The sequence below is a fragment of the Tumebacillus permanentifrigoris genome (genome assembly GCF_003148565.1).
Lineage (GTDB): Bacteria > Bacillota > Bacilli > Tumebacillales > Tumebacillaceae > Tumebacillus > Tumebacillus permanentifrigoris.
In genome coordinates, this window is the sequence record NZ_QGGL01000007.1 from 49,707 (window position 1) to 75,273 (window position 25,567).

The following is a 25,567-nucleotide window of genomic DNA, read 5'->3' on the forward strand; positions in this document are numbered from 1 at the left end:
GGGAGGTTGTATCATGAAAAAAGGTTTCTTGACCGCACTGGTCGCAGGCGCTGTTCTCGCATCTGCTGGCACTGCGGGTTCCGCATCCGCTGCTGTCACCACGCCGGCTGATCTGGTCAAAGCAACGCTGGCTGATCGTTCCGCCGCTCTGCAAGACGGCAACTCGGTTGCACTCGACGCACACTACCTCGCGTCCGCTTCCAAACTGAAAGCACATGAGCAACAACGCGTCCAAAAGCTCCGCAAACAACTCCAAGATACCTGGCCGGGCAAGATCATCTCGATCACCTCGACGCCGAAAGTTGCCTCCACCGATGTCACGGGCAATTCGGCAACCGTCAAGGCTTACGACGAGATGGAGATCGTCTGGATCCCGACACAGGATGCATACACCGAAACGATCGTCGCCAAAGGCCCGAACGGCGAGATCACCTCGAAGTTTGGCACTTGGCATGATGTCGCGCTGGCTAACGTTGGCGGCAAGTGGTTGATCACGTCCGACTCCTACGATGAAGGTCCCGGTCTGACCAAGTCTCCGGACTTCGTCGCCCCGAAGTCCAGCACGCTCGACAGCTATGAGCCGCAAGCGCTGACCCCGGGCACCCAACCGCAAACGCTCTACACGTGGACGTACAACCACCAAGCGGCGGCAAACTATGCGGATGCCTACTGGTCTTCCTACAACGGCAGCTACAAAAACTTCAACCCGGTCGGCGGCGACTGCGCGAACTTCGTCTCCCAGTCCCTGCGTGCAGGCGGCCAACCGGATGACGGCTCTTGGTACTACCGCAACGCAGGCGGCTCCACCGCAGACGATGCATGGACCTATGCATGGGTCAACAACCAAGGCCTGCGCGATTGGGCTCGCAACACTTCGCGCGGTATCACCTACTCCGACTACAGCCAACTGATGGTCGGCGACATCGTCAACTACGACTGGGATTGGAACGGTACGTATGACCACGTGACGATCGTCGTCCAAGCGGGCGCGAACGCGCTGATCGACTCCCACAACAACGACCGCTATCATGTTCCTTACAACTACAGCTCGAGCCAAGGCATGAGCTTCACGCACCTGTACACGTGGCCGTAAGAGGTCAAAAAGGGACGCCCCCGCTTCGGGAGGCGTCCCTTTTCTACATCCGCATCGCGCCAGATCGTGCCAGCAAAAAAAGACCCTCGGATATCCGAGGGTCTTCTATACGATAAGTAGTAGTTAGGCTTTGGTTACGTTAGCAGCTTGAGCGCCACGCGGGCCGGTAATGGTATCGAAGTTGACGCGTTGGCCTTCTTCGAGGGTTTTGAAACCGTCGCCTTGGATCGCGGAGTAATGGACGAATACGTCTTCGCCGCCATCAACGGAGATGAAACCATAACCTTTTTCAGCGTTGAACCATTTTACTGTACCTTGTTGCATGTTCAAAAAACCTCCTGCGCGCTCTGCGTGAACGCGTTGTTACCACTTGTTCGCAATCTGTTTCAAGCATTCCGTTGAATCAAGAAGGGCAAATGGCTGTCTACTAGACATTTCTCATGTTACCAGCACTTACCCAAATTGTCAATGGAATACCTAAATATTGTAAATTTTACGGAACTTCGATTCGAGGTAGTTGATGAGATATTCGGCATTGATTTCCTCGCCAGTTGCGGCTTGAACGATCTCCGCCGGCTCCAGCGATTTGCCGTGGCGGTAGACTTTGTCTGTCAGCCACGACTTGATCTCCGTCAGGTCGCCGGCTGCTACGCGCGCTTGGTAATCCGGGATCTCGCGACGCAGCGCCGCTTCGAATTGTGCCGCGTAGATGTTGCCCAGCGTATACGAAGGGAAGTACCCAAACGCACCGCCGGCCCAGTGGATGTCCTGCAGAACGCCAGTGCCGTTGTTCTCAGGCACGATGCCGAGGTACTCCTCCATCTTTTCATTCCAGATGCGCGGTAGGTCAGCGACCGTGATCACGCCATTGATGAGGTCTTTCTCAATCTCATAGCGGATCATGATGTGCAAATTGTAGGTCAGTTCATCCGCATCGACGCGGATCAGCGACGGTTCGACGAGGTTGACCGCGTCGTAGAATTCCTCGACGCTCACACCTGCGAACTGCTCTGGGAAACGCGCGGTGAGGTCCGCGTAGTAGCGGTTCCAGAATTCGCGGCTCCGGCCGACCATGTTCTCCCAGAAACGGGATTGCGATTCATGGATGCCCATCGAAGCGCCGGTGGCGAGGAACGTGCCGAGCAAGTTGGTGGAGATGTTCTGCTCGTACATCGCGTGGCCGCATTCGTGGATCGTGCCGAACAGCGAGGATTGCATATCATCCGCACGGAAGCGCGTGGTGACGCGCACATCGCCGATGTTCAGCGAGACGGCAAACGGATGTGCGCTTTCATCAAGTCGGCCCGCTTCAAAGTCATAGCCGAGCTGGCTGAGGATGAAGTCGCAGAACTCGCGCTGGCTCTGTTTCGGGAAGTTCTGCTTGAGGAAGTCGCGGCGGACTTGCTCCCGCTCCCCGATCGCTTTGACCAGTGCCACGGTGCGCTCGCGCAGCGGCTTGAAGATCGCGTCGATCTTCGCCACCGTCATGCCCGGTTCGAATTGGTCGAGCAACGTGTCGTATTTGTTCTCACCATATCCCCAGATCTCAATGAACTCGCCCAGGGTGCCGACGATCTGCTCCAAGTGCGGGCGGAACGATTCGAAGTCGTTGTTCGCCTTCGCTTCTTGCCACGCGTATTCGGCTTTGGAGGTGAGGATGACGTAGTCTTGGTATTGTTGCGGTGGGATCTTATTGCTGCGGTCGTATTCCTTTTTGCGTTCCAAAACGGAGGCACGCGTGACGTCGTCGAGGGTCTCGAGCACATCCGGCTGCGTCAATTCTGCGAGGTATTCCCCCATCTCTTGCGAAACGCTCATCTTGAACACATCGCCCGAGAGCATGCCGATGACTTCCGAGCGCTGCTCCACCCCTTTTTTCGGGGCGCCGGTGCGCAGGTCCCAGATCAGGACGGAGATCGCTTCCTCCAGTTGCTTCATACGCTTCACGTAGGTCTTGAAATTTTCAATAGTCGCAGTCATGTATGGCCTCCATATGTAGGTTTTCAAATTTTAGGTTACAGGTTTCAATTCCAATGTACCGTTCCCTGACGCAATTGTCAAAAAGCGACCGTGCCCACAGCGGGCACGATCGCTTTTTGGGGAGCTTAGTGGCTGAGCAGGTAGTCGATGTTCGCGTTGAGAACAGCTGCTGCATTGCGGCTGATGTTGTTGCCGGTGGTTGCTTCCTTGTTGAGCGAGTCTTGCAATTGCTTCATGTGTTTGTCCGCTTGGGTGCGATCCCCGCTGGTGAGGAACTTTTGAATGGTGTCGAGCTTGGCATCGATCGACGTGTGGATGCCTTGGTTCTTGATCTCCTTCTCGTCGGAGAGTCGCGCCACGAGGTTTTTGATCGTCGGGATGCTGGTCTCGATCAGGAACGTGTAGTTCTGCTCGACGCTGTTGCCAGCGTAGTCGGAGACGAACGCTCGGATGCGGTGTACGCCCAACCCGAGGGGCAGTGCATTGATCTCCGCGCCCGATGTGATCTTGTTGTCATCGAGGATCAGGTTCTGTGCGTTCACCCCAGAGACGGTGTCTGTGGCTTTCAAACGGAACTCCAACGATCCGTCGATCATGATGTTGTGCACCGCGGGACCGCCGCTTTGTTCGAGGGTGAGCGTCGGTGGCGTTTTGTCAATTTTGACGGTGATCGACTTGGTGTCCTCGACATTGCCTTGGTTGTCGATCGAACGGTACGAGATCGTCGTCGACCCGTCAGCACTGAGGGTGATCGGCCCCGTGTACGGGGTGAAGACACCTGGCGTCAGTTGGTACTCGGTGTGCGCCACGCCGCTTTCCTCGTCGGTAGCGGTCAGGGTGACGTTGACATCCTCCTTGAACCAGCCATCGGCGTTGGGCGTGCCCGTGAGCGCAAACGACGTGACCGGCGGTGTCATATCCAGTGCGACGAAGTCATCCGCACTGCGCACGCGCAATTGGAAGACCGTCTTGAAAGTCGACGAGATCCCGGAGATGTTCACCCGTTGTCCCTCGCGATGCGGGAAGGCCGCCTGTGTCAGTCCGGTGCGAGCATCGATGCGAACACGCGTCGTCGTGCCCGCTGTGTCCACGGCGTCAAACTCAAACGAACCGGTCGGAGCAGCCGCTGCGATGTTGCGGATCGTGACGTTTTGCAGCGTGACGAGCTGGCCTTGGTTTTGATTGGTCAGTGCGGTCACGACCGCTTTTTCCGGCAGGTTGGCAGTACCTGTTTTCTCCATATAGATCGGGTCGGTCAGTTCCAACTCGCCATTGTAGAGCGCTAACGTGCCCGCGATCTGAACCCAATCGCCGACGCTGACACCGGTCGTGTTCTGGAACACGTAGAGGCCGCCCGTTTCATCCTGCAGGTAGAACGCTTGGTTGCCATAGATGCCCGGTTGGGTGGTGACGACCCCTTCCACGGTGACGAGCGTGTTCGCAGCGCGTGTGCGAGCATCGGCGATCGTGGTTTTCTCCGGGATTGCCGGGCGGTCCCGAGGCAACGGTTCCGCCGGAACGTCGCCGAGCGCGACCGTTTCGGTTTTTAACGCGGTCGAGCCGAGCCGCACGCGCAAACTCGCTGCCCCGGTGGCACCTGGTTTGATCTTGACCGTCAGATCGCGGTAAGCATGGCCGCGAGCATCTGCTGTCAGGGTAAACGGTGCGCTGTAGCCATAGTTTGCCGGATACGTGCCGTCTTCATTCCGAATCAGACCGACCTGCGTGCCGCCGGTCAGGTAGATCCCTGCGTTATAGTTGCTGACCGTGGTGTTCGGCGCTAAGTTGTCAGCTACGACGCGGATTTGGAATTCTTGCCCGCTGTTGGGCAGCGTCGCTTGTTTGACCGTTGCGTAGGTCGGGTTGACCGGTGCGGATTGGGTGGAACCATAGGAGCCCGCTTTGAATGTCGAGGGGTCATACCACTTGTACCCAGCTGCCGGCACATCCCACGGCTCCGCTTGAGGCTCTGTAGTCGCCTGCGGAGTCTCGATCGGCAACAGTTGTGTCGGCTGGTCGAGCTGGAGGCCGGAAACTTGGTCGAGACTGGTATAGGCTTCCTTTTTCGCCAGCCAATTCACGGTGTTGATCAGGAAGGTCGCATCGTTGACTTCCTTGAAACCGTCATAGGTGGTTTTCGGCTTGCCTGTTTCTTCGCGAAGGTACTTCGGTGTTGCATCTTCCACCGGAGAGGAGTCCCCGAGAAAAGCGGCCTTGCCGCCTCCGACTTTCGAGATCGCAGCAAATGGTCCCTCCGCGACGCCTCCCCCGTTGTAGACGCCTTGGTCGACCGCGTTGGCCCAGCGCTCATTGGTTTGTGGCAGGTACGCGAGGCCTTTGGCTTTTTTCGGATCGAGGATCGCGACGGTGCCGCCTGCATGCATCGCGATCGAGGAGACACCTTGTGTGATGCCAAACGATTGCTCTGGCGGTACGATGTTCGCCACGTTGATGTCAGCGAGCGCGTTATAACGGAATCGCACGCCGAAGTTCTGGGCTAGCCAGTCGGAGCTGGCAACGTCTTGCATCGCTGGAGAGTTGCGTTCCTCAGGGGTCATCCCTTTCGCCGGATCATCCCACGCACCGCGCCGATACCCGTTCATCACCTCGGAGGCATCCCAGCGGTTTTTGTTGCGGTCGGCGTTGTAGTGGTCCGCGATGAAAAAGATCGAGCCGCCCCCTTGCACGTACTGGAGCATCGCTTGTTGCTCGCTGGTTTTGTACGGAACGTTCGCTTCGCCGATCACGAACACATCATAGGGTTGGAGGTCGGCGAGCGTGATCGGGGTGGTCTTGCGCAGTTCCTTCACATAGAAGCCTGCGCCCGCGAGCCCGTTGGCAAAGTCAGAAAAGCCACCGTCGATGACCCAGTCGGCAGCCCCCGCAGTTTGGGCGTGTGTGTTGTCGAACAGAACTTTTTTGCCATTGTTCTCATTGGTCACTTTCGGATTGAGGAATGGTGCCGGATCGTTCGGGCCCTCGGCATGGGTAACCGTGGTCGGGAGGAAAGGCACGGTCAATGTCAAGGCGAGGAGCAGGGACGTGGCACGCTGTAGAAACTTCACTCTCACATGCACCTCCAGATGGATTAGGATGTGGATAGTATCTACCAACGACAAAAAAACCCCTCCTCGACAGGCGAGGAGGGGCTTTTTCACTAATTGAGGTAGTTCATGGATTTCAGTGCACGGAACAGGATCGTCGCGCTCTGTTCACGGTCTGCTTGGGTATCCGGGGAGAACTGACCTGCGTCCGTGCCGAGGATGATCCCTTGGGAGAACGCGAAGGCTGCTGCGTCCTGAGCCCAATCGGAGATGTTCCCTCGGTCATGGAAGTTGGCGAGCTGTTGTTGCTTCTCCGCAGCGGTCAAGGTCTTCGCAGAGCCAGCGAGTTGCATGGCGCGGTAGATCATCACGGCCATCTCCTCGCGGGAGATCTCTTGGGTCGGACGGAACGATCCGTCTTCGTAGCCGGAGATCAAGCCGAGTTGACGCGCTGCTTCGACGTTCGCTGCGAAGTACGCAGATGCGCTCACATCCGTGAAGGTCGGTGCTGCCGATTTGTCCGGGGTGACGCCGAGGGCACGCACGAGCAGGACCGCGAAGTCGCCACGGTTGATCTGCGCAGTCGGGTTGAAGGTCGAATCGGTGACGCCGGAGATGACCAGCTTGTTCGCGAGCGTGTTGATCGCGTCCTTGCCATAGGAGTCTGCCGCAACGTCGGTGAACGATTTGTCGTTTTGGACGACGGTGAACACGAGGTTGTTGTGTTGCGTTTGGAAGGTCGCTTGGGTAAAACCACCTGTCGTGTTGAAGAGGGTCGGAACCGGGAACACTTCCTTGGTTTGCGGGTCGATCATGACGCCTGCGAGGTGCTTCGATGCCACGTTGGAAGCGGTGGACGGCAGGGTCACAGTCGGTTTGACGCCTTGGTCGATCGTGAAGGTCTGGCCGGTGCTGCTGGTGACTTCGACGTGGATCGAGACCGGGTTGATCAGGTTGTTGAGGCTCACCGCTTGGGTGAGGGTGTTGTCGAGCTTGTTGATCGAGACAGAGATTTTGGACGTGTCAAGGTTGAGGCCGAGTTTCTCGATCTCTTTTTTGACAAGGCCAGCTTGCAGGGAGAGCGAAGCTGCGTCGGTTTGCAGTTGCAGCACAGAGTCGGACTGCTTGTCTGTCATCGTCTTGAATGCAGCCGCGTTCATTTCGGTCGCTACGTTGTCGCCTTGGCCGGTTACGTCGAGGATGACTTGTTTGCCGGTTTGGAGCGAGGAGTTGATGACTTGCTCAAACTTCTGTTGGTTGACGGAAGCCTTGGCGCTGTTGCCATTTTTCTCAACGGTTACGATCTTCACTTCCGGTGCCGGAGTAGAAGGAACCGGGGTCGGATCTGGTACCGGGGTCGGGTCTGGTACTGGGGTCGGATCTGGAACCGGGGTCGGGTCTGGAACCGGGGTCGGATCTGGGACCGGGGTCGGATCTGGAACCGGGGTCGGGTCTGGTACCGGGGTCGGGTCCACGACGGGTACAAGTTCCATGTCAGTCAGGTCGCGCGGGCGCAGTAGCATGGTCTTGTCGGTCGACGAAAGCCCCGTCACACGGACGATGTCGTTTTCTTGGTACGTGAACGCAGGCACTTGGCCTTGACGGTTGTCGATCTTCGCATGCGTGGTGGTCAAGCCATCCTCGCTCACGAGATCGAACTCATACTTGCCCGGCAAGTTGGTGGTTGCGTTGGTCGTGCCCACCACCAAGTTCTTCAACTTGACATTCTCCAACTTGACTACTTGACCTTGGTTGTTCGCAGCCAGTGCGGTTACCACTTGCGGGGTGACCGTTTCACCAGAAGCTTTTTTCGTGATGTTCAGGTTCTTCAATTCGAGCTCTTCGTTGAATTTTGCCAGGTCTGCGGTCACAGAAATGCGGTCGCCCACCTGCACGTTCGGGTCAGTACCTTGGTAGACATACAGGCCGCCTGTCCCGTCTTGCATGTAGAAACCTCCGCCGCCGAGCATCCCCGGTTTCGAGGTGACAACGCCTTCTACAGTGACGGTCGAAGCCAGCGCTTGGTTGCGCGCGACCCCGATGTCGCTGTTCAGCGTCGGCACGGGAGCGTTCGGGTCCAGCGTGATATCAACGGTCGTGGTCGCCGTCGACCCGATGCGGAAACGCAATTTTGCAGCACCGCTATAGAGATTGGACATCTTGAGATATACGTCTTTGTACGCATGTCCATCTGCATTCGGCTGCAGGGTGAAGTTGGCGCTATAGCCAAATGTCGTCGGGAACGTCACGCCATCGAGACTCACCTGAGCCGCTTGTTTCCCGTTGTTGGCCCCACCGCTCATGTAGACGCCAACATTGGCCGTCGTGATCGTCGTCGCCGGGTCGGCCCCGTTGAGCTGTACGCGCACCGGAACGATCTTCTCAAGATTGGCTGTCGAACTGGACGGGATCGTCGCCGCGTAGTTCATCACATAACTTGGCGTGTATAGCGGAGGTGCCGGCGGGTTGACCGCCGAACCATACGATCCGTTGGAGAAGGTCGTGCGATCATACCACTTGTAACCAGCAATCGGTTGCGCCCACGGCTCCACTTGCGGTTCGACCGAGGTCTCCGGGGTCTCCATAGCCAACAGTTGCGTCGGTTGGTCCAGTTGCAAACCGGCATAGTCGCTCAACGAGGTTTTGTCCGCTTCCTTGGAAGACAACCAATTCACGATGTTCGTCAACAACACGCCGTCGTTGACTTCCTTGAAGCCGTCAAACGTTTGTTTCTTGGCGCCTCCGTCCTCACGAAGGTACTTCGGAGTTGCATCTTCTACCGGCGAGGAGTCCCCGACAAAAGCGGCCTTGCCCGCTCCCAGTTTCGATACGGCAACAAACGGGCCTTCCGCGACACCACCGCCGTTGTAGACGCCCTGGTCATAGGCATTTGCCCACTTCGGCGGGTTCTCTGGCACATAGACGATCCCTTTGGCTTTTTGCGGGTCCATGATCGCGAGCGTCGCACCTGCGTGCAGGGCAAACGCCGAGACACCCGTCGTGATCCCAAACGCTTGATCAGGCGCTACGATGTTCGTGCAGTTCATATCCCCCAGCGCGTTGCTGCGGAAGCGCACGCCAAACGTTTGGCCCAGCCAGTCGGAACTGGTGACGTCCTGCATCTGATCCGACGCGATTTCAGCCGCCGACATCCCCAACGTCGGGTTGCCAAATGCACCGCGACGGAATCCGTTGAACACCTCTGCACTATCCCAACGGTTCAGGTTGCGGTCAGCTTGGTAGTGGTCCCCGATAAAGAAGATCGCACCCCCTGCGTTGACGTAGTCAGCCATCGCCTGTTGCTCACTGGTCTTGTATGGAATGTTCGCTTCGGCGGTGATAAAAACATCATAGTCTTGCAGATCGGCCAACGTGATCGGAGTGGTTTTACGAAGTTCTTTTACAAAAAAACCTTGATTGGCAACGGCGTTGGCAAAATCTGAAAAGCCACCGTCGATGACCCAATCCGCTGCCCCTGCAGTCTGCGCATGCGTGTTGTCGAACAACACTTTCTTGCCAGCAAACGGTGCCCCCGCTTTGCCCGCGATGGTCGGTGCCGGATCGGTCGGTCCTTCAGCATGTGCAACTGGTGCCAACCAAACGGTCGTTACCGGTGTTGCCATCGTCAGGGCCAACAAAACTTTTAAAGCTTTACCTCTGAATAACTTCATCTGTGCTCGTTCCCCCATAGATGTACTTAAGAATATTGAAATAATTGAGTCGCCCAACCATTGTATCATCATTTCGTGTCGGGAAACATCGAAATTTGTTAAAAAAAGGCCAAGCCCCAGACGGGGCTTGGCCTTTTCGCATCCTACTTGATTACGTGGGTCAACAGGTATTCGAGGTTCGCGTTCAGAACGGTCGCCGCGTGTTGCGAGACGTTGCCGTTGTTCGCGTAGCTGGACAGCGTGGCTTTCAGGTCTTGAAGGTGCTTCGCCGCTTGATCCGGCTTGCCCTTTTCAACGAACTTCTGCGCGGTGTTCAGCTTCGCTTCGAGCGAAGTCAGGATGCCTTTGTTTTTCACTTCGCCAGTTGCCGCGAAGTTCTCCATCAGGTTTTGTACGGTCAGCAGGTTGGTGTCGATGAGGAACGTGTAGGAAACCTCGCTCACATTGCCTGCTTTGTCGACTGCGGTTGCTTTCACGGTGTGCACGCCGAGCGTCAGCGTGGATGCATCGATAGCCGCACCGGAAGTGATCGCTTGATCGTCGAGGGTCAGCGCTTGGGACGAAACGCCCGAGACAGCATCGGTAACGCTCAGGTTGAACAAGAGCTTGCCGTCAGCGAATACGTCATGAATTGCGCCGCCGTCTTGGGTCAATTTGATCGCCGGAGCGTTTTTGTCGAGCTGGACAGTGATCGACTTCGCAGACGCGATGTTGCCTGCAAGGTCGGTCGCACGGTACAGGATCTTGTGAATACCTTCCGCGGAGATCGTGACCGGCTCCGTGTAGAGCACCCAGTCTGCATCATCGATCTTCACTTCTGTGCTTGCCAAACCAGAGTTCGTGTCGGTTGCGCTGATCGCAAACGTTACGTTCTGGTGGTTCCAACTGGTTTCATTCGCGCCGTTCAGCAGGCTTGCTTCGGTAGACGGAGCGGTTTTGTCCAGACGGAGTTCGCTAGTTTGCACGACAGATACGTTGCCAGCCTTGTCGGTGGCGCGGTATTCCACGGTGTTCAGACCTTCTTGGGTGATGCTGATCGAACCGTTGTAGGTCGTCCAGTCACCTTCGTTGAGTTTCACTTCGATCTGGGCAACACCCGAGTTTTCATCGGTTGCAGCTACAGCGAAGTTGAAGTCTTGGTCATACCAGCCGTTTTTGTGCTCACCGACAGATGCGCCTGTAACCGACGGAGCGGTGCGGTCGAGTTGCACGGTGACCGACTTCACTTCGGAGACGTTTTCTGCCAAGTCGTATGCGCGCACTTCGACGGTGGTGGTTCCTTCGGTCTCAACGCTGACCGATTGGGAAGCGCCAGCAGCCGCTTGCCATTCGCCGCCGTTGAGTCGGTATTCCATTTTGAGAACTTGCGATTGACCGTCCGCTGCGTTCAGGTCGATCAGTACCGCATCGTTGTACCAGCCAAGATCATTGCTGGCACGGGACGCTTGCACATCTGCGGTCGGAGCGGTTTTGTCCACGTTGACGACGAGGTTTTGCGCTGCTTCGACGTTGCCGTTCACATCCACAGCGCGTACTTGGAAGAAATTCTTGCCTTCCGTGCTGAACGTGAGCGGGCCGGTGTACGTTTCCCACGAATCCGGGGTCAGCGCGTATTCGATGTGATCGATTCCGCTGTCATCGGTTGCGTTCAAGGTCACGACTACATCTTGGTTGTACCAGCCGCTTTGCATCGGCACGCCGCTTGTCGTCACTTGGGTCACCGGTGCGGTGGTGTCCACGAGCAAGAAGTCAGACAGGCCACGCGGTTTCAGTTGGTAGACGCCTTTGAAGATCGCGGAGACGCCGCTGATCGTGACGACTTGACCTTCTTTGTACGGGAATGCCGATTGTGTCAGCCCGGTACGACCATCCACGCGGACGTGGGTCGAGCCAGCAGCGTTCACCGCATCGAATTCGAAGGAGCCCGTCGGTGCGGCTTCCACGATGTTTTTGATCGTCACGCCATTGAGGGAGACCAGTTGACCTTGGTTCTGGTCGTTCAGAGCCGAGACCACGACCGGAGTCGGAACATCAGCCGTGCCGGTCTTCTCGATGCTGACCGGGTCCGCAAGTTCCAGTTCGGTGTTGTAGAGCGTCGTGGTCGCGGAGATGGCGACTTTGTCCCCTACTTGGAAGCCAGCCGTGTTTTGGAACACGTACACACCGCCGGTCGCATCTTGCAGGTAGAACCCTTGACCGCCGAATGTGCCCGGTGCAGTGGTGACAACGCCTTCAACAGTGACCAGCGTGTTCGCTGCCTTCGCGCGTGCATCCGAGACGGAGATCGTCGCCGGAACCGGCGGCTTGTCCTTCGGCAGCGGTTCTGCTGCAACGTTGCCGAGCGTGATCGCTTCGGTTTTCAAGTTGGTGCTGCTTTGACGGATGCGCAAGTTCGCAGCACCGGTCGAGCCCGGTTTTACTTTGACCGTCAGTTCCTTGGTCGCGTGGCCGAGGCTGTCAGCGGTCAGCGAGAACGACGCGCTGTAACCATAGACGGTCGGCCAAGTGCCGTCGGCATTTTGGAACAGGCCGACTTGGGTGCCACCGTTCAGGTAGATCCCAGCGTTGAAGCCGCCCACCGTCGAGTTCGGTGTGAGATTGTCTGCCACGACGCGGATTTGGAAGTTCTGCGCGTTCGGGAGCACCGATTGGTGTACGGTCGTGTAGGACGTCGAAGCCGGCGGAGGAGTAACCGGACCCGGACCTGGACCTGGATCTACCACGACGGTTCCTGCGCCGTAAGAGCCCGTGCTATACGTTTTCGGGTCCCACCACTTGAAGCCTGCACTCGGAGAAGCCCACGGTTCAGCTTGCGGTTCGGTGGAAGTTTCCGGAGTTTCAATCGCCAGAAGTTGCGTCGGTTGGTCGAGTTGCAGACCTGCCACTTGATCAAGCGAGGTGTAGCTTTCTTTTTTCGCCAACCAGTTCACGAGGTTCACGACGTAGGTATCGTCATCGACTTCTTTCCAACCGTCGTGCGTCGTCTTGGACTTGCCGTCTTCTTCCTTCTTGTACTTCGGCGTCACGTCTTCGATCGGAGAGGAGTCCCCGATGAAGGCTGCCTTGCCCGCGCCAACTTTGGCGATCGCAGAGAAAGCGCCTTCTGCAACGCCGCCTCCATTGTACACGCCTTGGTCAACCGCGCTCGCCCACTTCGCAGTGGTCTTCGGCAGGTAGACGATCCCTTTGGCTTTCTTCGGATCGAGGATGGCGACCGTGCTGCCTGCGTGCATCGCAACACCCGTCACGCCTTGTGTGATGCCAAACGCTTGGTCTGGCGGCACGATGTTGTTCGCGGTGATATCCCCCAACGCGTTGTAACGGAAGCGCACGCCGAAGTTTTGGCCGAGCCAGTCGGAGCTTTGTACGCCCTGCATCGCAGAGGATGCTGCTTCTTCGGCACTCATGCCTTTGGCCGGATTGCTCCACGCGCCGCGACGGAAGCCATTGTAGACTTCGGACCCATCCCAACGGTTTTTGTTGCGGTCGGCGTTGTAGTGGTCCGCGATAAAGAAGATCGATCCGCCACCTTTGACGTAATCGAGCATCGCCTGTTGTTCGGAAGGCTTGTACGGGAATTGCGCTTCAGCCGTAACGAACACATCATACTGTTGCAGGTCTGCCAGCGTGAGCAGCGTGGACTTGCGCAGTTCTTTGACATAGAAGCCAGCGTTCGCCAGCGCGTTCCCGAAGTCGGAGAACCCGCCGTCGATGACCCAGTCTGCTTGCCCAGCCGTGTGTCCGTGCGTGTTGTCAAACAGCACTTTCTTGCCAGCATTCTCATTGACTACCTTCGCGTTGATGAACGGAGCTGGATCGCTCGGTCCCTCCGCATACGCCGCTTGTCCCCCCAAGAACAAGGTCGGCAACGGAATGGCCAACGTCACTGCGAGCAGTGTGTGAAACGCTCGTTTCTTCATTGACATAACAGTGCACCCCCCAAAAGCATCTGGAATTATTTTCATTCTCTATGATTCTACCATAAATCTGCTTAAAAAAAGTAGTGACCAAGGTAATGGTCACTACTTTTTTTCTCTCTAGCTTACATTAATAAAATCGCTACAACTGAAGCAGCTAACACCCCCGCGATCACACCGCGCCACAGAGACCTGCTTGTGGGTTGTACAATTTGGATAATTTACAAAAAAGGTATTTTTGTTATTAATGTAGAATCACTTAAGAATCTACCACATCTGGGTTTATTACTAGGAGGATCTTTTCTCATGGATATCTTGCAAGCCTATCTCTCCCTCTCGAAAGTTTTGCCCGAGTTGCTTAACAAGCAAGACCTCGCGATCTGGGCGACCGATATGGAGAAGTTTCTGATCTTTGATACGTATGGTCGTTTCAATATCAAGCTCAAAGCAGGCGATCTGCTCACGCCAGGCGGCACTCCGGCGCTCGTCGTGCAGACTCGGCAAAAAATAACGCGCATGGTGCCGCGCGACGTCTACGGCGTCATCTGTCAGACCACGGCCATTCCGGTCGAGGGTGGGGCGATCGGCATCTCGCTGGGCGTGGAAAACGAATACACCCTGCAAGCCTCGCTGTCCGACCTCGACCAAGCGTTTGAACAGATCGGTGATTCCGGTCATCGGATCGCAGACAATGCAGGCGGCCTCTCCGATTTCATGAACACACTGCTCCAGACGGTCGAGGCGACCAATGGCGAGCTTCAGAAGATCGACAACGTGGGGTCGCTGATCAAGGGCATCGCCGATCGGTCCCGCTTGATCTCGCTGAACGCGCTGATCGAGTCGGCGCGCGCGGGTGAGCATGGTCGCAGCTTCTCCGTCGTCGCCAAAGAGATGCAGAAGCTCTCCGAAGAGACAGCGAAGTCGATTCTAAACGTTCGCACGACCTTGGAGAACATCCACACCCTGTTCGACCAAGTGCAATCGCTCATCCACGAAGCGGAAAGCAAAGTCCGCACTCAATCGGCTGCCACCCAAGAGATTGCCTCCGCGCTCCAAGAAGTTGCAGTCTCGGTGCGCGACATCGGCAAGCTCTCGAAGGTCTTGTAGACGCACTCCGTACAAAAAAGTCACGACCCGCTTACTAGGTCGTGACTTTTTTACTTGCGGCCGAGATGCTTGCGCCACGAACCGCTCGTGACTTCAGAACAGCCGCGGTCGTGTGTCCACACATAGACCCATCCATCTCGTCCATGTCCCACATCCTGCACACGGACCCTCTCGTAGTCGTTGTCAGGATGTCCTGGGCCATAAAATTCCTCAAGTTCATCGAACTTTTTGAGTCCGGCCCCTGTGATCATGCACCATTCGCCCACCACTTCATAGCCGTTCTCATCGAGGATGAGCGCCGGATAGCCCTTGCCCGTGTCGTACAAGCGGCCACGAACAACTCCCGGCTGGACAGCCAATAGAAACGGGGCGATGTGATGGTGGTTTCGCTCGCCCGCGAGCACCGACCCGTAGACGAATACGTCAATCATAGCTGGTATCATACTCCTTCCCGTCTACAGCTTAACCGCCTTCACCCCTCAATATAGCAAACTATGTCCGAAAAGGGAGCCTGTTGCCTCAAGATTTTCCCATTTTGCAAAAATCAAACACTTGTCCCGGCTGCCTCGACCGCGAGAGGGACACCCCCTTAGTCTGACTAAGGGGGTGTTTTTTACGACTTTGCGTGTACGAGTTTCTCCATCTCTTTCAGTTGCTCCTCAAACACTTTCATCGACTGCTCGATCGGCTTCGGTGTGGACATGTCTACACCAGCCGACTTGAGGATCTCCAACGGCGGTTTGGAACTGCCTGCCGCGAGGAAGTTTTCACGGATGCGCTTGACGGCAGGCTGCCCCTCCTCCAGCACAAGCTTTGCGAGCGCGGTGGAAGCGGCGAAACTCGTCGCGTACTGGTAGACATAGAACCCGTAGTAGAAGTGCGGCACTCGCGACCATTGCATCCCGATCTCCGGATCGGCGGCGAGCGAGTTGCCGAAGTATTTTTTGTGAATGTCTAGATAGAGCGTTTTCAAGTTCTCAGCGGTCAGCGCCTCGCCTTTTTGCTCACGTTCATGTGCAAGCTTCTCAAACTCCGCGAACTGCGCTTGGCGGAACAGCGTGCCGACGAACGTTTCGAGGTATTGGTTGAGCAGATAGAGCTTGTCATCGCGGGTCGTGGCGTTTTTGTACAGCGATTTGAACATCAGCGTCTCGTTCATCGTCGATGCGACTTCAGCGGTGAAGATCGGGTAGCCCGAGTAGAGGTACGGCTGCTTCTGTTGCGTGTAGTACGACTGCATCGCATGGCCGAGTTCGTGGGCGACGGTGGAGACATCGTCATAGTGTCCTTGGTAGTTCAAGAGCACGAACGGGTGTGAGTCATAACAACCCCACTGGTAACCCCCTCCGCGCTTGTCCTCTGTTGAGTAGACATCGATCCAGTTGGAATCGAACGCTTTGGCCAACGTGGCCACATAGTCGTCACCCATCGGTTTCAAGCCTTCGAGCACCATCCGTTTGGCCTCATCGAACGGGATGTAGCGCGCCTCATGCGAAGTGATCGGGACGTAGAGGTCGTACACGTGGAGCTGGTCGACTTTGAGCAGCTCCTTTTTCAAATTCATGTAGCGCTGGAGCAGGGGCAGGTTTTTGTGTACCGTGTTGAGGAGTTGGTCGTACACGTCAGGCGGAATCCCGTTGGGGAGGAGACTGGCTTCCAGCGCAGAGTCGTACTTGTGGACTTTGCCCGCGAAGTTGTTCGCCTGCACTTCGGCGGCAAACGTAGAGGCGTAGGTGTCTTGGTAATGCTCGATCACTTTGTTGTAGAGCTCGTAGGCGCGTTTGCGCAGGTCGCGGTCGTTGCCTTGCAGAATCGTGCTGTAAGTGCCACCGTTCAGATGGATGTCGTGCCCGTCCTTGTCGCGCAGGGAGGGAAACAGGATGTCTTTTTGCAGCATGTTGTAGATCTTCTCCGGCGCTTTGGCGAGCGGGTGCGTTTGGGCGAGCACCGACTCCATCTCCTGCGAAAGCGTGTGCGGCTTGGTTTTCAGCGCGTCTTCGAGGAACGGTTTGTAGCTGATCAGTTCCTTGGCGGAGAGCACCGTTTTCAGCTCAGCCTCTGGGATCGCGCAGAGTTCGGGCATCACCCATGAAGTTTGCTCGCCGACGAGGGTGGCGAGTTTTTCGGCGCGGTCGTTGAGCGCTTGGAGTTTGGAGTCGCCCGTGTTGGTGTCAAAACTCAGCTTGGCGTAGACATGCACTTTGTCAAATGTCCGACTGAGCACCGCGTAGTTGTCGAGCATCGCTTTGACTTGTGCGGGGTTGGCGAGATGGCCTCGGAAGCGGTTGAAGTCATGGACGAGGGCTTCGACTTTTTTGCAGTCCTTCTCCCAAGCGGACTGCGTTGGGTAGATGCTTTCGAGGTTCCATTTGTATTGGGCCGGCACTTGGGCGCGGGTGCGATACTCCGGGCGTGCGCTCGCCGGTTCGAGGGCGAGGTCTTGCGCCTCGACGGTCGGCTGTCGGGACGGTGCGGCTGCCGACGTGGTGGAGGCCGGAATGTACAGCGTGGTCAGGGCGATCAGCATCGCGGAAAGCGTCGTCAACGTTTTTCTCATCAGTCGCTCCTCCTCGGTTTGGTAGTACCTATTGTGATTCCCGGAAATAGGCAAAACCATGAGGAAAACGCAGGCAAAAAAAGCCCCCACCCCTAAAAATGGAGGAGGACTTTTTGGAAAAGGTACTGTCAGCGAACGCCACAGACCACGGGTATTCTGCTGCTCTGCCTTACTTTCAGCCTTACTTTCCGTCCGCGATGTCACGCACCAACTGTGGGAGCCAGTCATGGAGGTTTGTGAAACTATAGCCTGCCTCTTGGGCCTTCTGCGTCTTCATCGCCCACGTGGTCGGCACGCCGTAGGGAGATGCGTCGTCAGCTTCTGCGGAGACGATGGCTTTTTGTCCTAGCTTCTCTTCGATCAGGGCGAGCAGGTCGCGCATCGCGATCTGTCCGTTGGCACAGGCGTTGACGGGGCCTTTGATCGGTGCAGACCCTGCCCATGCGAGGAACTCTGCCGCCTCCTGTGCGTGGATGAAGTTCATCTGCGCGTCGAGGTTTGGCATCACAAACGGCACCTCATCGCGCACATGCTCGACGTGGAAGTGCAGCCGGCGCGTGTAGTCATCCAGACCGAGCACGATCGGGATGCGGACGGCGACCACAGGGAAGTCGGCTTTTTGGAAAAATACCGCCTCTGCCAGTCGTTTGCCTTCTTGGTAGGTAAAGTCGGTGTGCGGCCCGTACTTGATCGGGTAGGTCGTCGGTTTGAACTCCGCTTCCCCCAAGGCCTGCCCCGTTGCGTCGTACACCGATAGCGTGGAAGTGAACACGTAGCGCCCAACTTTGTTTACGAAGACATCCGCCGCATTCTGTGCGTCGGTCGGGCCGTAGCAGATCTGGTCATACACCACGTCGAAGTACTTGCCTTCGACTGCAGTTGCCATCGATTTGCGGTCGAAGCGGTCGATCTGCAGGCGTTGCACCCGGTCGCCAAAGTCGTCCTGTGTCTGACCACGGGTCGCTACGGTGACGTTGACACCGCGTTCGAGCAGCACTTGCACCAATCGTTTGCCAAAAAAGCGGGTTCCGCCGAGGACGAGAGCGTTTTTCATCGTGTATTCCTCTCCTTTTTTTGGGTCGTATTTCCATTGTACCATTGGATAGGAATATTGTGATAATATCAACTTGTAAGCACTTTACATTGAAAATGGAGCGAAGACTTGATGAGTCGAGAACTTGAACGAGACGAGCAAAAACCGTGGACGATGTTGCAAGAATGGTCGAAGCTCTGCTTTCTACACTATGCTTTCGATCCAGCGGACTTGCGCACCAAACTCCCAGCGGGAATTGAATTGGATACATATGAAGGCCGAGCCTACGTATCGGTCGTCCCGTTTTACATGGAGCGCATCCGCCTGCGTCTAGAGCCTGACTTCCTGTCGATGCACTTTGGCGAGTTGAATCTGCGCACCTATGTGGTCGTGGACGGTCGTCCGGGCGTGTACTTTTTCAGCATCGATGCCGATTCGTGGCTCGGCTCGGTGATGGCGAAACTGATGTACCACCTGCCCTACTTCGACGCGGACATCGCGCTGGTCGAGGAGGAGGGCACGTTCGAATTCAACAGCGTGCGTGCAGGCGATGGTCCAGCCGCGGAGTTGTTGATGACCTACCGCCCGACGTCCGAGGTGTTCCATGCAGCGCCGGGTTCGTTGGAGGCCTGGCTGACGGAACGCTTCAGCCTGTTCTCCACCGATGACGAGGGTCACATCTATCGCGGTGACATCGAGCACGGCACCTGGCCCTTGCAAACGGCAGAGGTGGAGATCACCACCAACTCCCTGTTCGATGCCGCTGGACTCCCAGCACCCGTGGAAGGCCCCCATGCTTTCTACGTCGCGGATCTCGTGACACACTGCTGGCCCTTGGAACGCGTGAAGTAAGTGGATGAAAAAAAGACCCGTGCGCGATGCACCGGGTCTTTTTTGCTAGTTTTGCCTCCACGGAACTTACTTCCCGTCGAACAGGCCGCCTTTTTTGTGTTGCTTGGTGACTTTCATGCGCTTGGCTTGGATGTCTTTGTCTGCGCGTCCGAGGCCGCGTTGGCCGGAACTCTTGGCTTTTTTCGCCTCGATGACTTTCTTCATCAGCTCTAGGGTGTTGTTGGTTTCACTCATCTGTAGGAACCTCCTCGATTATTCATTTGCCATATAGCGGGCGCGAGCGTTGGTGGCGCGCACGGCGTCTTGCATCATGTCGGAGAAGCCGCGCTCCTCCATCACCCGCAAACCGGCAGCCGTCGCCCCGCCCGGTGTGGTCACACCGTCGCGCAATTCTGCCGGGTCGCTGCCTGCGCGCAACATCGCCGCCGATCCGTAGATCATCTGCGCAACCAACTTGCGCGCCGTCGCTGGCGTCACCCCGTAGCTCTGTGCCGCCGCTTCCAACTCTTCGGCGAATGCGTACAAGAACGCCGGCGCACTGCCCGTGATCGCGGTCAGATCGTGTACTTGTTGCTCCGTGCATTCTGCCGCTTCCCCAATGCCTGCGAGGATCATCTGCAACACATCGCGCTGTTCGGGACCGACATGCTGCCCACAGGTATACAGCGAGATCGATTCCCCGATGCCGGCCGCCGTGTTCGGCATCACCCACGCAACGGGTGTGCGGGCTGGCAACAGGTCTTCAAGCAAACCGATCCCGATGCCAGCCGCTACCGTCACAACCAATTGACCCTGCAGATGGGGTGCCAGTTCGCGCAACACATCCCGATGGTTCTGCGGTGGCATCGCCAGCAAGACCGTGTCTGCCGAGCGGACGTGCTCCCGCCAATCGGTCGTCACCGTCACGCCGTATTGCTCCTGCAGCTCGTGAAGCCGCGACTTGTCGGAGCGATTCGCGACGACGATTTCCTCTATGTATTCCCTCTGCGTCCGCAGCAATCCGGCAAAAATCGCTTCCGCCATTCGGCCCGCGCCCAAAACCAAAATTCGTTGCTTGCTCACGAGACGTCCTCCCCTCATGTCGGCATCATTATACTTTGCAAATGACTCACTCGGCAATCGTAAAAAAAGTCCCGGCTGCTACGAGTCGGGACTTTTTGTTACTTCGTAGGCTGCTTTTCCAACACGCGGAATACATCTTGGTCCGCAGGGTCGAATTCGCTCAGGTCTTTGTGAATCATATGTGTGTTGGTTTTTGTGTCGATGAGGATGTAGCCTTCCGACCCCAGCACGTAGCCTTTTTCTTGCGTTTCTTTGTAGGCGGTGACATTTTTGTCGATCACGAGACCACCAACTTGACTATGTTGGAACAGTACCCTACTGGTTGCCGTTCTGCCAATGTCATAAAAACCGTCGCCAAATTGAACGACTGTATCCTTGCCATAGGGATATTTCTTGCCTTCTGTTGTGAAGCCGCAGCCCATCAAGGATACGATGCACAACAGACACAAGACGCTGCTTCCCCATCGTTTCAATTTCAGTTTCACATTCTCAGCCCCGCTCTGACTTGGAGATTACCACGCCTGTTCTGTTATCTGTACGGTCACATTATAGGCACGGAAGATACCCAATTGTTGATACCCATACATGGCGTTTGCACCTGCCCAACCAAGTTTATTATTGGATTTCAACATGGCATCGATATTCAACTCAAAATTATAGAGGTCGGTGATCGTGGTGTTGATTGTCCAAGAACCGTCCCCATCCAAGTAGCCATTCATCTGCACGTTCACATTATGCAAGGCGTTGTACACATCTTTGTTACTCTCAAACGCTAGAGACGTGCTAATGTCAAAAGAGGCAGACCCACTTTTCTTGGCGTTGTTCAAAGAATTACTAAATAAGCCTTGGTATTCCTTGGTGCTTTTTATGCTTTTTACTGCAGTACTCGATGGGTCGGAGTACGTAACATTGCCCGCATCCGATAATCCACGAGCCATCAGTTCGGCAGTAAACGGTCCAAATATCCCTTTGGCAGCTGGGATACCTACATTTATTAAAGTTGCACGCGTCGGTGCTGTGACCATGTAATGGTACCAGTTTGGCACATACGTAGAAGAGCTGTCGTGGCAATCGCCTTCGTGTGAATACACACCGTCCGCTGATGTGCACCAGTGACCGGTCGGGTCGCTGTAGCGAAGCGGGTTATTGACGACATACGAGTAGAGATTTTGCGACTGCGGGCTTAGGAGATCACCCGGCACCGTGTCTTTGTTTAGGAAGCGTCCCGTACTAGGATCATACCAACGAGCATGGAGGAACTCCAATTTTGTGGTCTTGTCGTAAAATTCACCTGAATGCAAGAAAGAGTTCGGTGTTTTCTCCAGCGTGGTCGTTAGGTTCCCCCAGATGTCATAGGAATAGCTGTTTTCCAAGATTCCGTTCTGGTCTCGGATATCCACTACGTCATCGTGGCTGTTGGCCATGTAGTAGGAACGCTTTCCTTGGCTGTCTTCACGCATGAGGATCTCTCCGCCCGCACCGCGGATATAACGGGCGATCAATTGCGGAGTACCCGAGGTAACGTCCGCTTCGGCGATGATATTGCTACCGTCGACATAGTATCTCGTCGTCTTTCCCCCTTCGGTACGTTCGTACAGTTCCCCTTCCCCGTTATATCGATAGCTGACAATTTTGTTGTCTGCCGTTGTGACCTTGACGAGGCGGTTCCATACGTCGTACTCGTAGGAATTGTTCCCCTCCGCAACCGGAGATTCGGTGTTATAGTTCTTGCGGTTCCCGCGACTGTCATAATCGTAGGTTTCGTTATTCTGACTAGAAGAAGAGATCCGGTTTAGCACATCGTATCCATAGAAGGTGTAGGCATCTGAGTTGGCCTGTTTGGATGTGATGTTGCCATTTTTGTCATAGTTATATTTGAAACGATTCAGCGATTGGCCAGCCGTGTTCTTTTGCTGTACATCGGTGATTTGGTTGTTCGAATTGTACGTGTAGTTCGTCGAGGTGTTGTTGGCATATGACAAGGACTGCACGCGCCCGTTTTGGGTATACGCATAAGAAGCTACTGTGCCACTGTCCAACGATACCGATTGGATTCGTTTTCGCCCGTCGTTGACATAGTTGATGACGCGGTTGAACGGGTCAGTCATGCTTGTGCGTTGACCCAGATTGTCATATCCATATGAAACTTTCTTGCCATCTGGCATCGTAACGCTCGCAACATCTCCAATTTCCGTAAACGAATACTGAGTTGTACCTGTGCTATCCATCATCTTCGAACGGTTCCCAAGCGCGTCATATTCGTAGGAGATTGAATCTGCTTGTCCAATCTGCGGAGTCGCCGTTTTCTTGGTGACTTGGTTCAACGCATCATACTCTAGCGTTACTTTGGTTTGATTCGGACTGAGTTGCGACAGTAGATTGTGGTTCGCATCGTAATAGAACTTGCTCACCAACCCATTTTCATCTGTACTTTGCGTCACACCCCCGAGTTCATCGTACGTCTTAATGAGGGTCCTACCATCGGGATATGTCGTTTGAGTTTGGTTGCCACGCATATCGTACTTGTACGTTGTCGATGACACCGTGTTAGGATCAGCCGTTTTCACGGAGATGATTTCTGACAATGCATCATATGCGTATTCCGTTTTAATATCCTTAGGGTCCTTGACAGTCAGTACGTTCCCGACTAAGTCAAATGTCTTGTTGATCGCATTCGATCCGTTTGACGTGACCACTTCTTGCTTGAGGATATTGCCTAGCAGGTCATACAACTCGCGAATGACGTTTCCACTTCCATCGGTCGTTGTTTTCGTCAGGTTGAGATCGTCGTAGGCATATATGATTTGGGAGTTGTCTGGGTTCGTAACGCCTACCAGACGGTCAAACAGATCGTACGTGTTGGTTTGTAAATGACCTTGCACATCGGTTACATATTTAACTCGCCCGTATTGGTCATAATCTTGCAAGACGTTTTGTACATATTGGCCGTTGGTATACATACCGCTTTCCATTTTCCAACCGAGCGGATTCCACTTGGAGACCACACGCTTAGTCAACGTAGATGCGCCCGATTCATCAGCCGTCTTCATCTCTACGCTGTTGTTAAGATCGTCATAGAGGAAGGTCACACTCGTTTTATCTGGCAGCATCGCTTTTTGGACACGGTTAAGACTGTCGTATTGATAGGTGGTGCTATTTTTTTTTCCATCCGTGATTTGTTTTAGTTGACCCGTCACTTTGTCAAAAAGCATCTGGCGGTTGACAGTTTGTTTGGTGCTGTCGACTGCTGTCACCTCAGTGGCCACGTTGATCGGGAAGTTTGAATCTGTATCAAGCGTGATGTTTGTCACAATCGATTTGGTGCCATCTACGATCGTCTTGGATTTCATACTGCCGTAGGTATCGTAGACATAGGATTCGTTGCCAAGCGTGGTACCCGCTTGGTCCTTAATGAGCATCTTGGTCACAGCACCGGTAACCAAGTTGTGCGTGTAGGTGGTCTGCTTATACTGCGAACCGGTTTTTCCTGGTCCACCTTGTAGATATTCAGTTACTTGGTTTAACCAGTGGTAGGTCGGATCAAATGTGTATTGCTTGACACCACCGAGCGGGTCTTGCTCGCTGGTCAGATTGCCCCACCCATCGTATTGACGATTGATCGTGCGTGATTGGATAACACCTGTTTGACTCAGGCTGGTCGTATCCTTTTGAATCGTCGTCGGATCTGAGGTCGCAGGATCTGCGTAGGTATAAGATTGCGTGTTTACTTCATCACCACGCACATCCTTTTTCGAGAGCAACTTGTAGAAAGGTACGTTCGTGAGCGAGCTTTTTTTGTACTGGTAGGTCGTAACACGAGCAAGATCATCGGTAACTTGCGTGTTGAAGCTCCCATCGCTGAGCGGTCGGCAGATATCACCATTGTACTGCACGGTTAGATGGTTGTAGATGTCTGTACCACCGTCTTCGCGGGTTACATGGTCCGCGATATCTGTGAGGCGGTACGTATCATTGGCCGTGGTACCGCTCATGAAGGTAACTGCATTATTATACTGATAGTTTGACTTGACACCCGTTGGGTAGGTAATCTTCATCAACAGGGCATACGGATTTAGAGCTGAATTGTTCGCTGTTGCTGTTGACCCAAAAGACCAAGCGTTTCTCACTTCATAGCTATACGTGGTCTTGTGATTCGGCATGTCTTCTACTTCTGCAAGAGTCGGTACTTGCAGTGTAAACGGAGTTGCAGATACATTGAAGATTGCTTTATCGTACCGATATGTGATTGTTTTTTGACCATTGGACACAGTCATCTGTTGACTCGCTGTGTTTGTAGCTGGCAAATACTTGACGTTGATCGTGTTGCCAATGGAGTTCGTGATGCTGGTCAGCGGGTAACCCGTATTACCACCCGATGTGGAGCTGGTTGTAAAGTCTAGGTAGTTTATCGGTGTCGCCGAGTAATTGAACCGAACAAAATTATTGTAGAGATCTTTCATCAAAAGCAACTTGCCAGCACTATCAAAATAATACTTCAAGTTGTCCTTGGTCGAACTCATGTAGTACCCATTGTAGTTCGAGTCCACTGTAGTATCGCGACGGAATGTCAGGTCACTGTACGCATACCCAGTCAATTTGTTGTAGTTGAAGTCCGCCACATAACTTCCGCCGGCAGCTAGATGAACAACAGTCTGACCAGACGTGGAGTTGTATTCCACCGTCGGAATGTTCCAATGCCAACCCGGTCCCATAAAGGAGCGACTGATGTCGTATTTGATACGCGTGCTCATTGGGTTCTTGGTGTAATCGGTGATGTCATACAACTGTGCCGCTTGGCTGTCATAGGAACGCTTCAGCTCAAAGTCTAAACCATTGCGCCCAATCAAGGTCATGTCAGAATCCTTGATCAGGACACTCCCAGTCAGCGTGGAGAAACTGTCTTGCGCCGCCGGAATGGTAAAGGGCGACTGGTCGAAGGTTTTGTTCAGATCGATCGGAGATGGATCTACTGGTGCATCTGCAGCTGTGATCTGCTGATACGCTGCTTGGTAGGTGGATATGGCCTTGGCTGTCTGTTCCTGAGTTGGAGCTGGGTCGGATTTCACATTGCTTTTGGCAGCTTGGGAAGTATTCACGTACTTGACATGTTTCGGTGCTGATTCTTTGTCGGTCTTGTCACTCTGGGCTGCACTTACCAGCACAGGGCTCGCGTTGAATAGGAGCGCCGTCACCATGAGTGTTGAGAGCAGTCTGGAATTCTTCATGATCGTTCGTTTCAACTTCCTTCCTC

Annotated in this window: 15 protein-coding genes and 1 pseudogene; 3 read left to right on the plus strand and 13 right to left on the minus strand. The window is 55.0% G+C overall.

Going from position 1 to position 25,567, the window contains the following annotated elements; all coding sequences use genetic code 11:
• The first annotated feature begins 13 nt into the window (after positions 1-13).
• A complete protein-coding gene (locus C7459_RS09455) occupies positions 14-1,093 on the plus strand; it encodes an amidase domain-containing protein (protein ID WP_170119388.1) in 1,080 nt (359 codons plus the stop codon).
• Between the two features lie 123 nt (positions 1,094-1,216).
• On the opposite strand, the gene C7459_RS09460 is transcribed toward C7459_RS09455, so the two are convergent.
• The 6 genes and pseudogenes from C7459_RS09460 to C7459_RS23820 form a co-directional block, all read right to left on the minus strand.
• Positions 1,217-1,417 (minus strand): cold-shock protein, encoded by a 201-nt coding sequence (locus C7459_RS09460; RefSeq protein ID WP_109688607.1) that lies wholly within the window; start codon positions 1,415-1,417, stop codon positions 1,217-1,219.
• 153 nt (positions 1,418-1,570) lie between these two features.
• Positions 1,571-3,073 (minus strand): carboxypeptidase M32, encoded by a 1,503-nt coding sequence (locus C7459_RS09465; RefSeq protein WP_109688609.1) that lies wholly within the window; start codon positions 3,071-3,073, stop codon positions 1,571-1,573.
• 125 nt (positions 3,074-3,198) lie between these two features.
• Positions 3,199-6,138, minus strand: a complete 2,940-nt coding sequence (locus C7459_RS09470; RefSeq protein ID WP_109688611.1) for an OmpL47-type beta-barrel domain-containing protein — start codon at positions 6,136-6,138, stop codon at positions 3,199-3,201.
• A gap of 92 nt (positions 6,139-6,230) precedes the next feature.
• On the minus strand, positions 6,231-9,788 hold the full coding sequence (locus tag C7459_RS09475; protein WP_109688613.1) for an S-layer homology domain-containing protein: 3,558 nt from the start codon (positions 9,786-9,788) through the stop codon (positions 6,231-6,233).
• Positions 9,789-9,931: 143 nt separating this feature from the next.
• Positions 9,932-11,014: an OmpL47-type beta-barrel domain-containing protein gene (locus C7459_RS24150; protein WP_425450722.1), complete on the minus strand. Its 1,083-nt coding sequence runs from the start codon at positions 11,012-11,014 to the stop codon at positions 9,932-9,934.
• Positions 11,006-13,714: pseudogene (locus tag C7459_RS23820) on the minus strand (OmpL47-type beta-barrel domain-containing protein); the annotation flags it as partial. The pseudogene C7459_RS23820 and the gene C7459_RS24150, both read right to left, overlap by 9 nt.
• A 297-nt stretch (positions 13,715-14,011) precedes the next feature.
• Between C7459_RS23820 and C7459_RS09485 the strand changes: the two are divergent.
• Positions 14,012-14,812 carry a methyl-accepting chemotaxis protein gene (locus tag C7459_RS09485; RefSeq protein ID WP_109688617.1) on the plus strand — a complete coding sequence of 267 codons (801 nt, stop codon included), beginning with the start codon at positions 14,012-14,014 and terminating at the stop codon, positions 14,810-14,812.
• Positions 14,813-14,862: 50 nt separating this feature from the next.
• On the opposite strand, the gene C7459_RS09490 is transcribed toward C7459_RS09485, so the two are convergent.
• From C7459_RS09490 to C7459_RS09500, 3 genes are all read right to left on the minus strand, one after another.
• Positions 14,863-15,243, minus strand: a complete 381-nt coding sequence (locus C7459_RS09490; protein ID WP_109688619.1) for a gamma-glutamylcyclotransferase family protein — start codon at positions 15,241-15,243, stop codon at positions 14,863-14,865.
• A gap of 182 nt (positions 15,244-15,425) precedes the next feature.
• Positions 15,426-17,369 (minus strand): oligoendopeptidase F, encoded by a 1,944-nt coding sequence (gene pepF / locus C7459_RS09495; protein WP_109688621.1) that lies wholly within the window; start codon positions 17,367-17,369, stop codon positions 15,426-15,428.
• Positions 17,370-17,550: 181 nt separating this feature from the next.
• A complete protein-coding gene (locus C7459_RS09500; RefSeq protein WP_109688623.1) occupies positions 17,551-18,423 on the minus strand; it encodes an NAD-dependent epimerase/dehydratase family protein in 873 nt (290 codons plus the stop codon).
• A gap of 111 nt (positions 18,424-18,534) precedes the next feature.
• On the opposite strand from C7459_RS09500, the gene C7459_RS09505 reads away from it, so the two are divergent.
• A complete protein-coding gene (locus tag C7459_RS09505; RefSeq protein ID WP_109688625.1) occupies positions 18,535-19,254 on the plus strand; it encodes a YqjF family protein in 720 nt (239 codons plus the stop codon).
• A 66-nt stretch (positions 19,255-19,320) separates the two neighbouring features.
• On the opposite strand, the gene C7459_RS23285 is transcribed toward C7459_RS09505, so the two are convergent.
• The 4 genes from C7459_RS23285 to C7459_RS09520 all read right to left on the minus strand — a co-directional run bounded on the left by C7459_RS23285 (position 19,321) and on the right by C7459_RS09520 (position 25,556).
• Positions 19,321-19,488: a hypothetical protein gene (locus C7459_RS23285; RefSeq protein WP_170119389.1), complete on the minus strand. Its 168-nt coding sequence runs from the start codon at positions 19,486-19,488 to the stop codon at positions 19,321-19,323.
• 18 nt (positions 19,489-19,506) lie between these two features.
• Positions 19,507-20,334 carry a pyrroline-5-carboxylate reductase gene (proC, locus tag C7459_RS09510; RefSeq protein WP_109688627.1) on the minus strand — a complete coding sequence of 276 codons (828 nt, stop codon included), beginning with the start codon at positions 20,332-20,334 and terminating at the stop codon, positions 19,507-19,509.
• A gap of 80 nt (positions 20,335-20,414) precedes the next feature.
• A complete protein-coding gene (locus C7459_RS09515; protein ID WP_146200987.1) occupies positions 20,415-20,801 on the minus strand; it encodes a hypothetical protein in 387 nt (128 codons plus the stop codon).
• 27 nt (positions 20,802-20,828) lie between these two features.
• Positions 20,829-25,556 carry an RHS repeat domain-containing protein gene (locus C7459_RS09520; RefSeq protein WP_109688631.1) on the minus strand — a complete coding sequence of 1,576 codons (4,728 nt, stop codon included), beginning with the start codon at positions 25,554-25,556 and terminating at the stop codon, positions 20,829-20,831.
• Positions 25,557-25,567 lie beyond the last annotated feature (11 nt).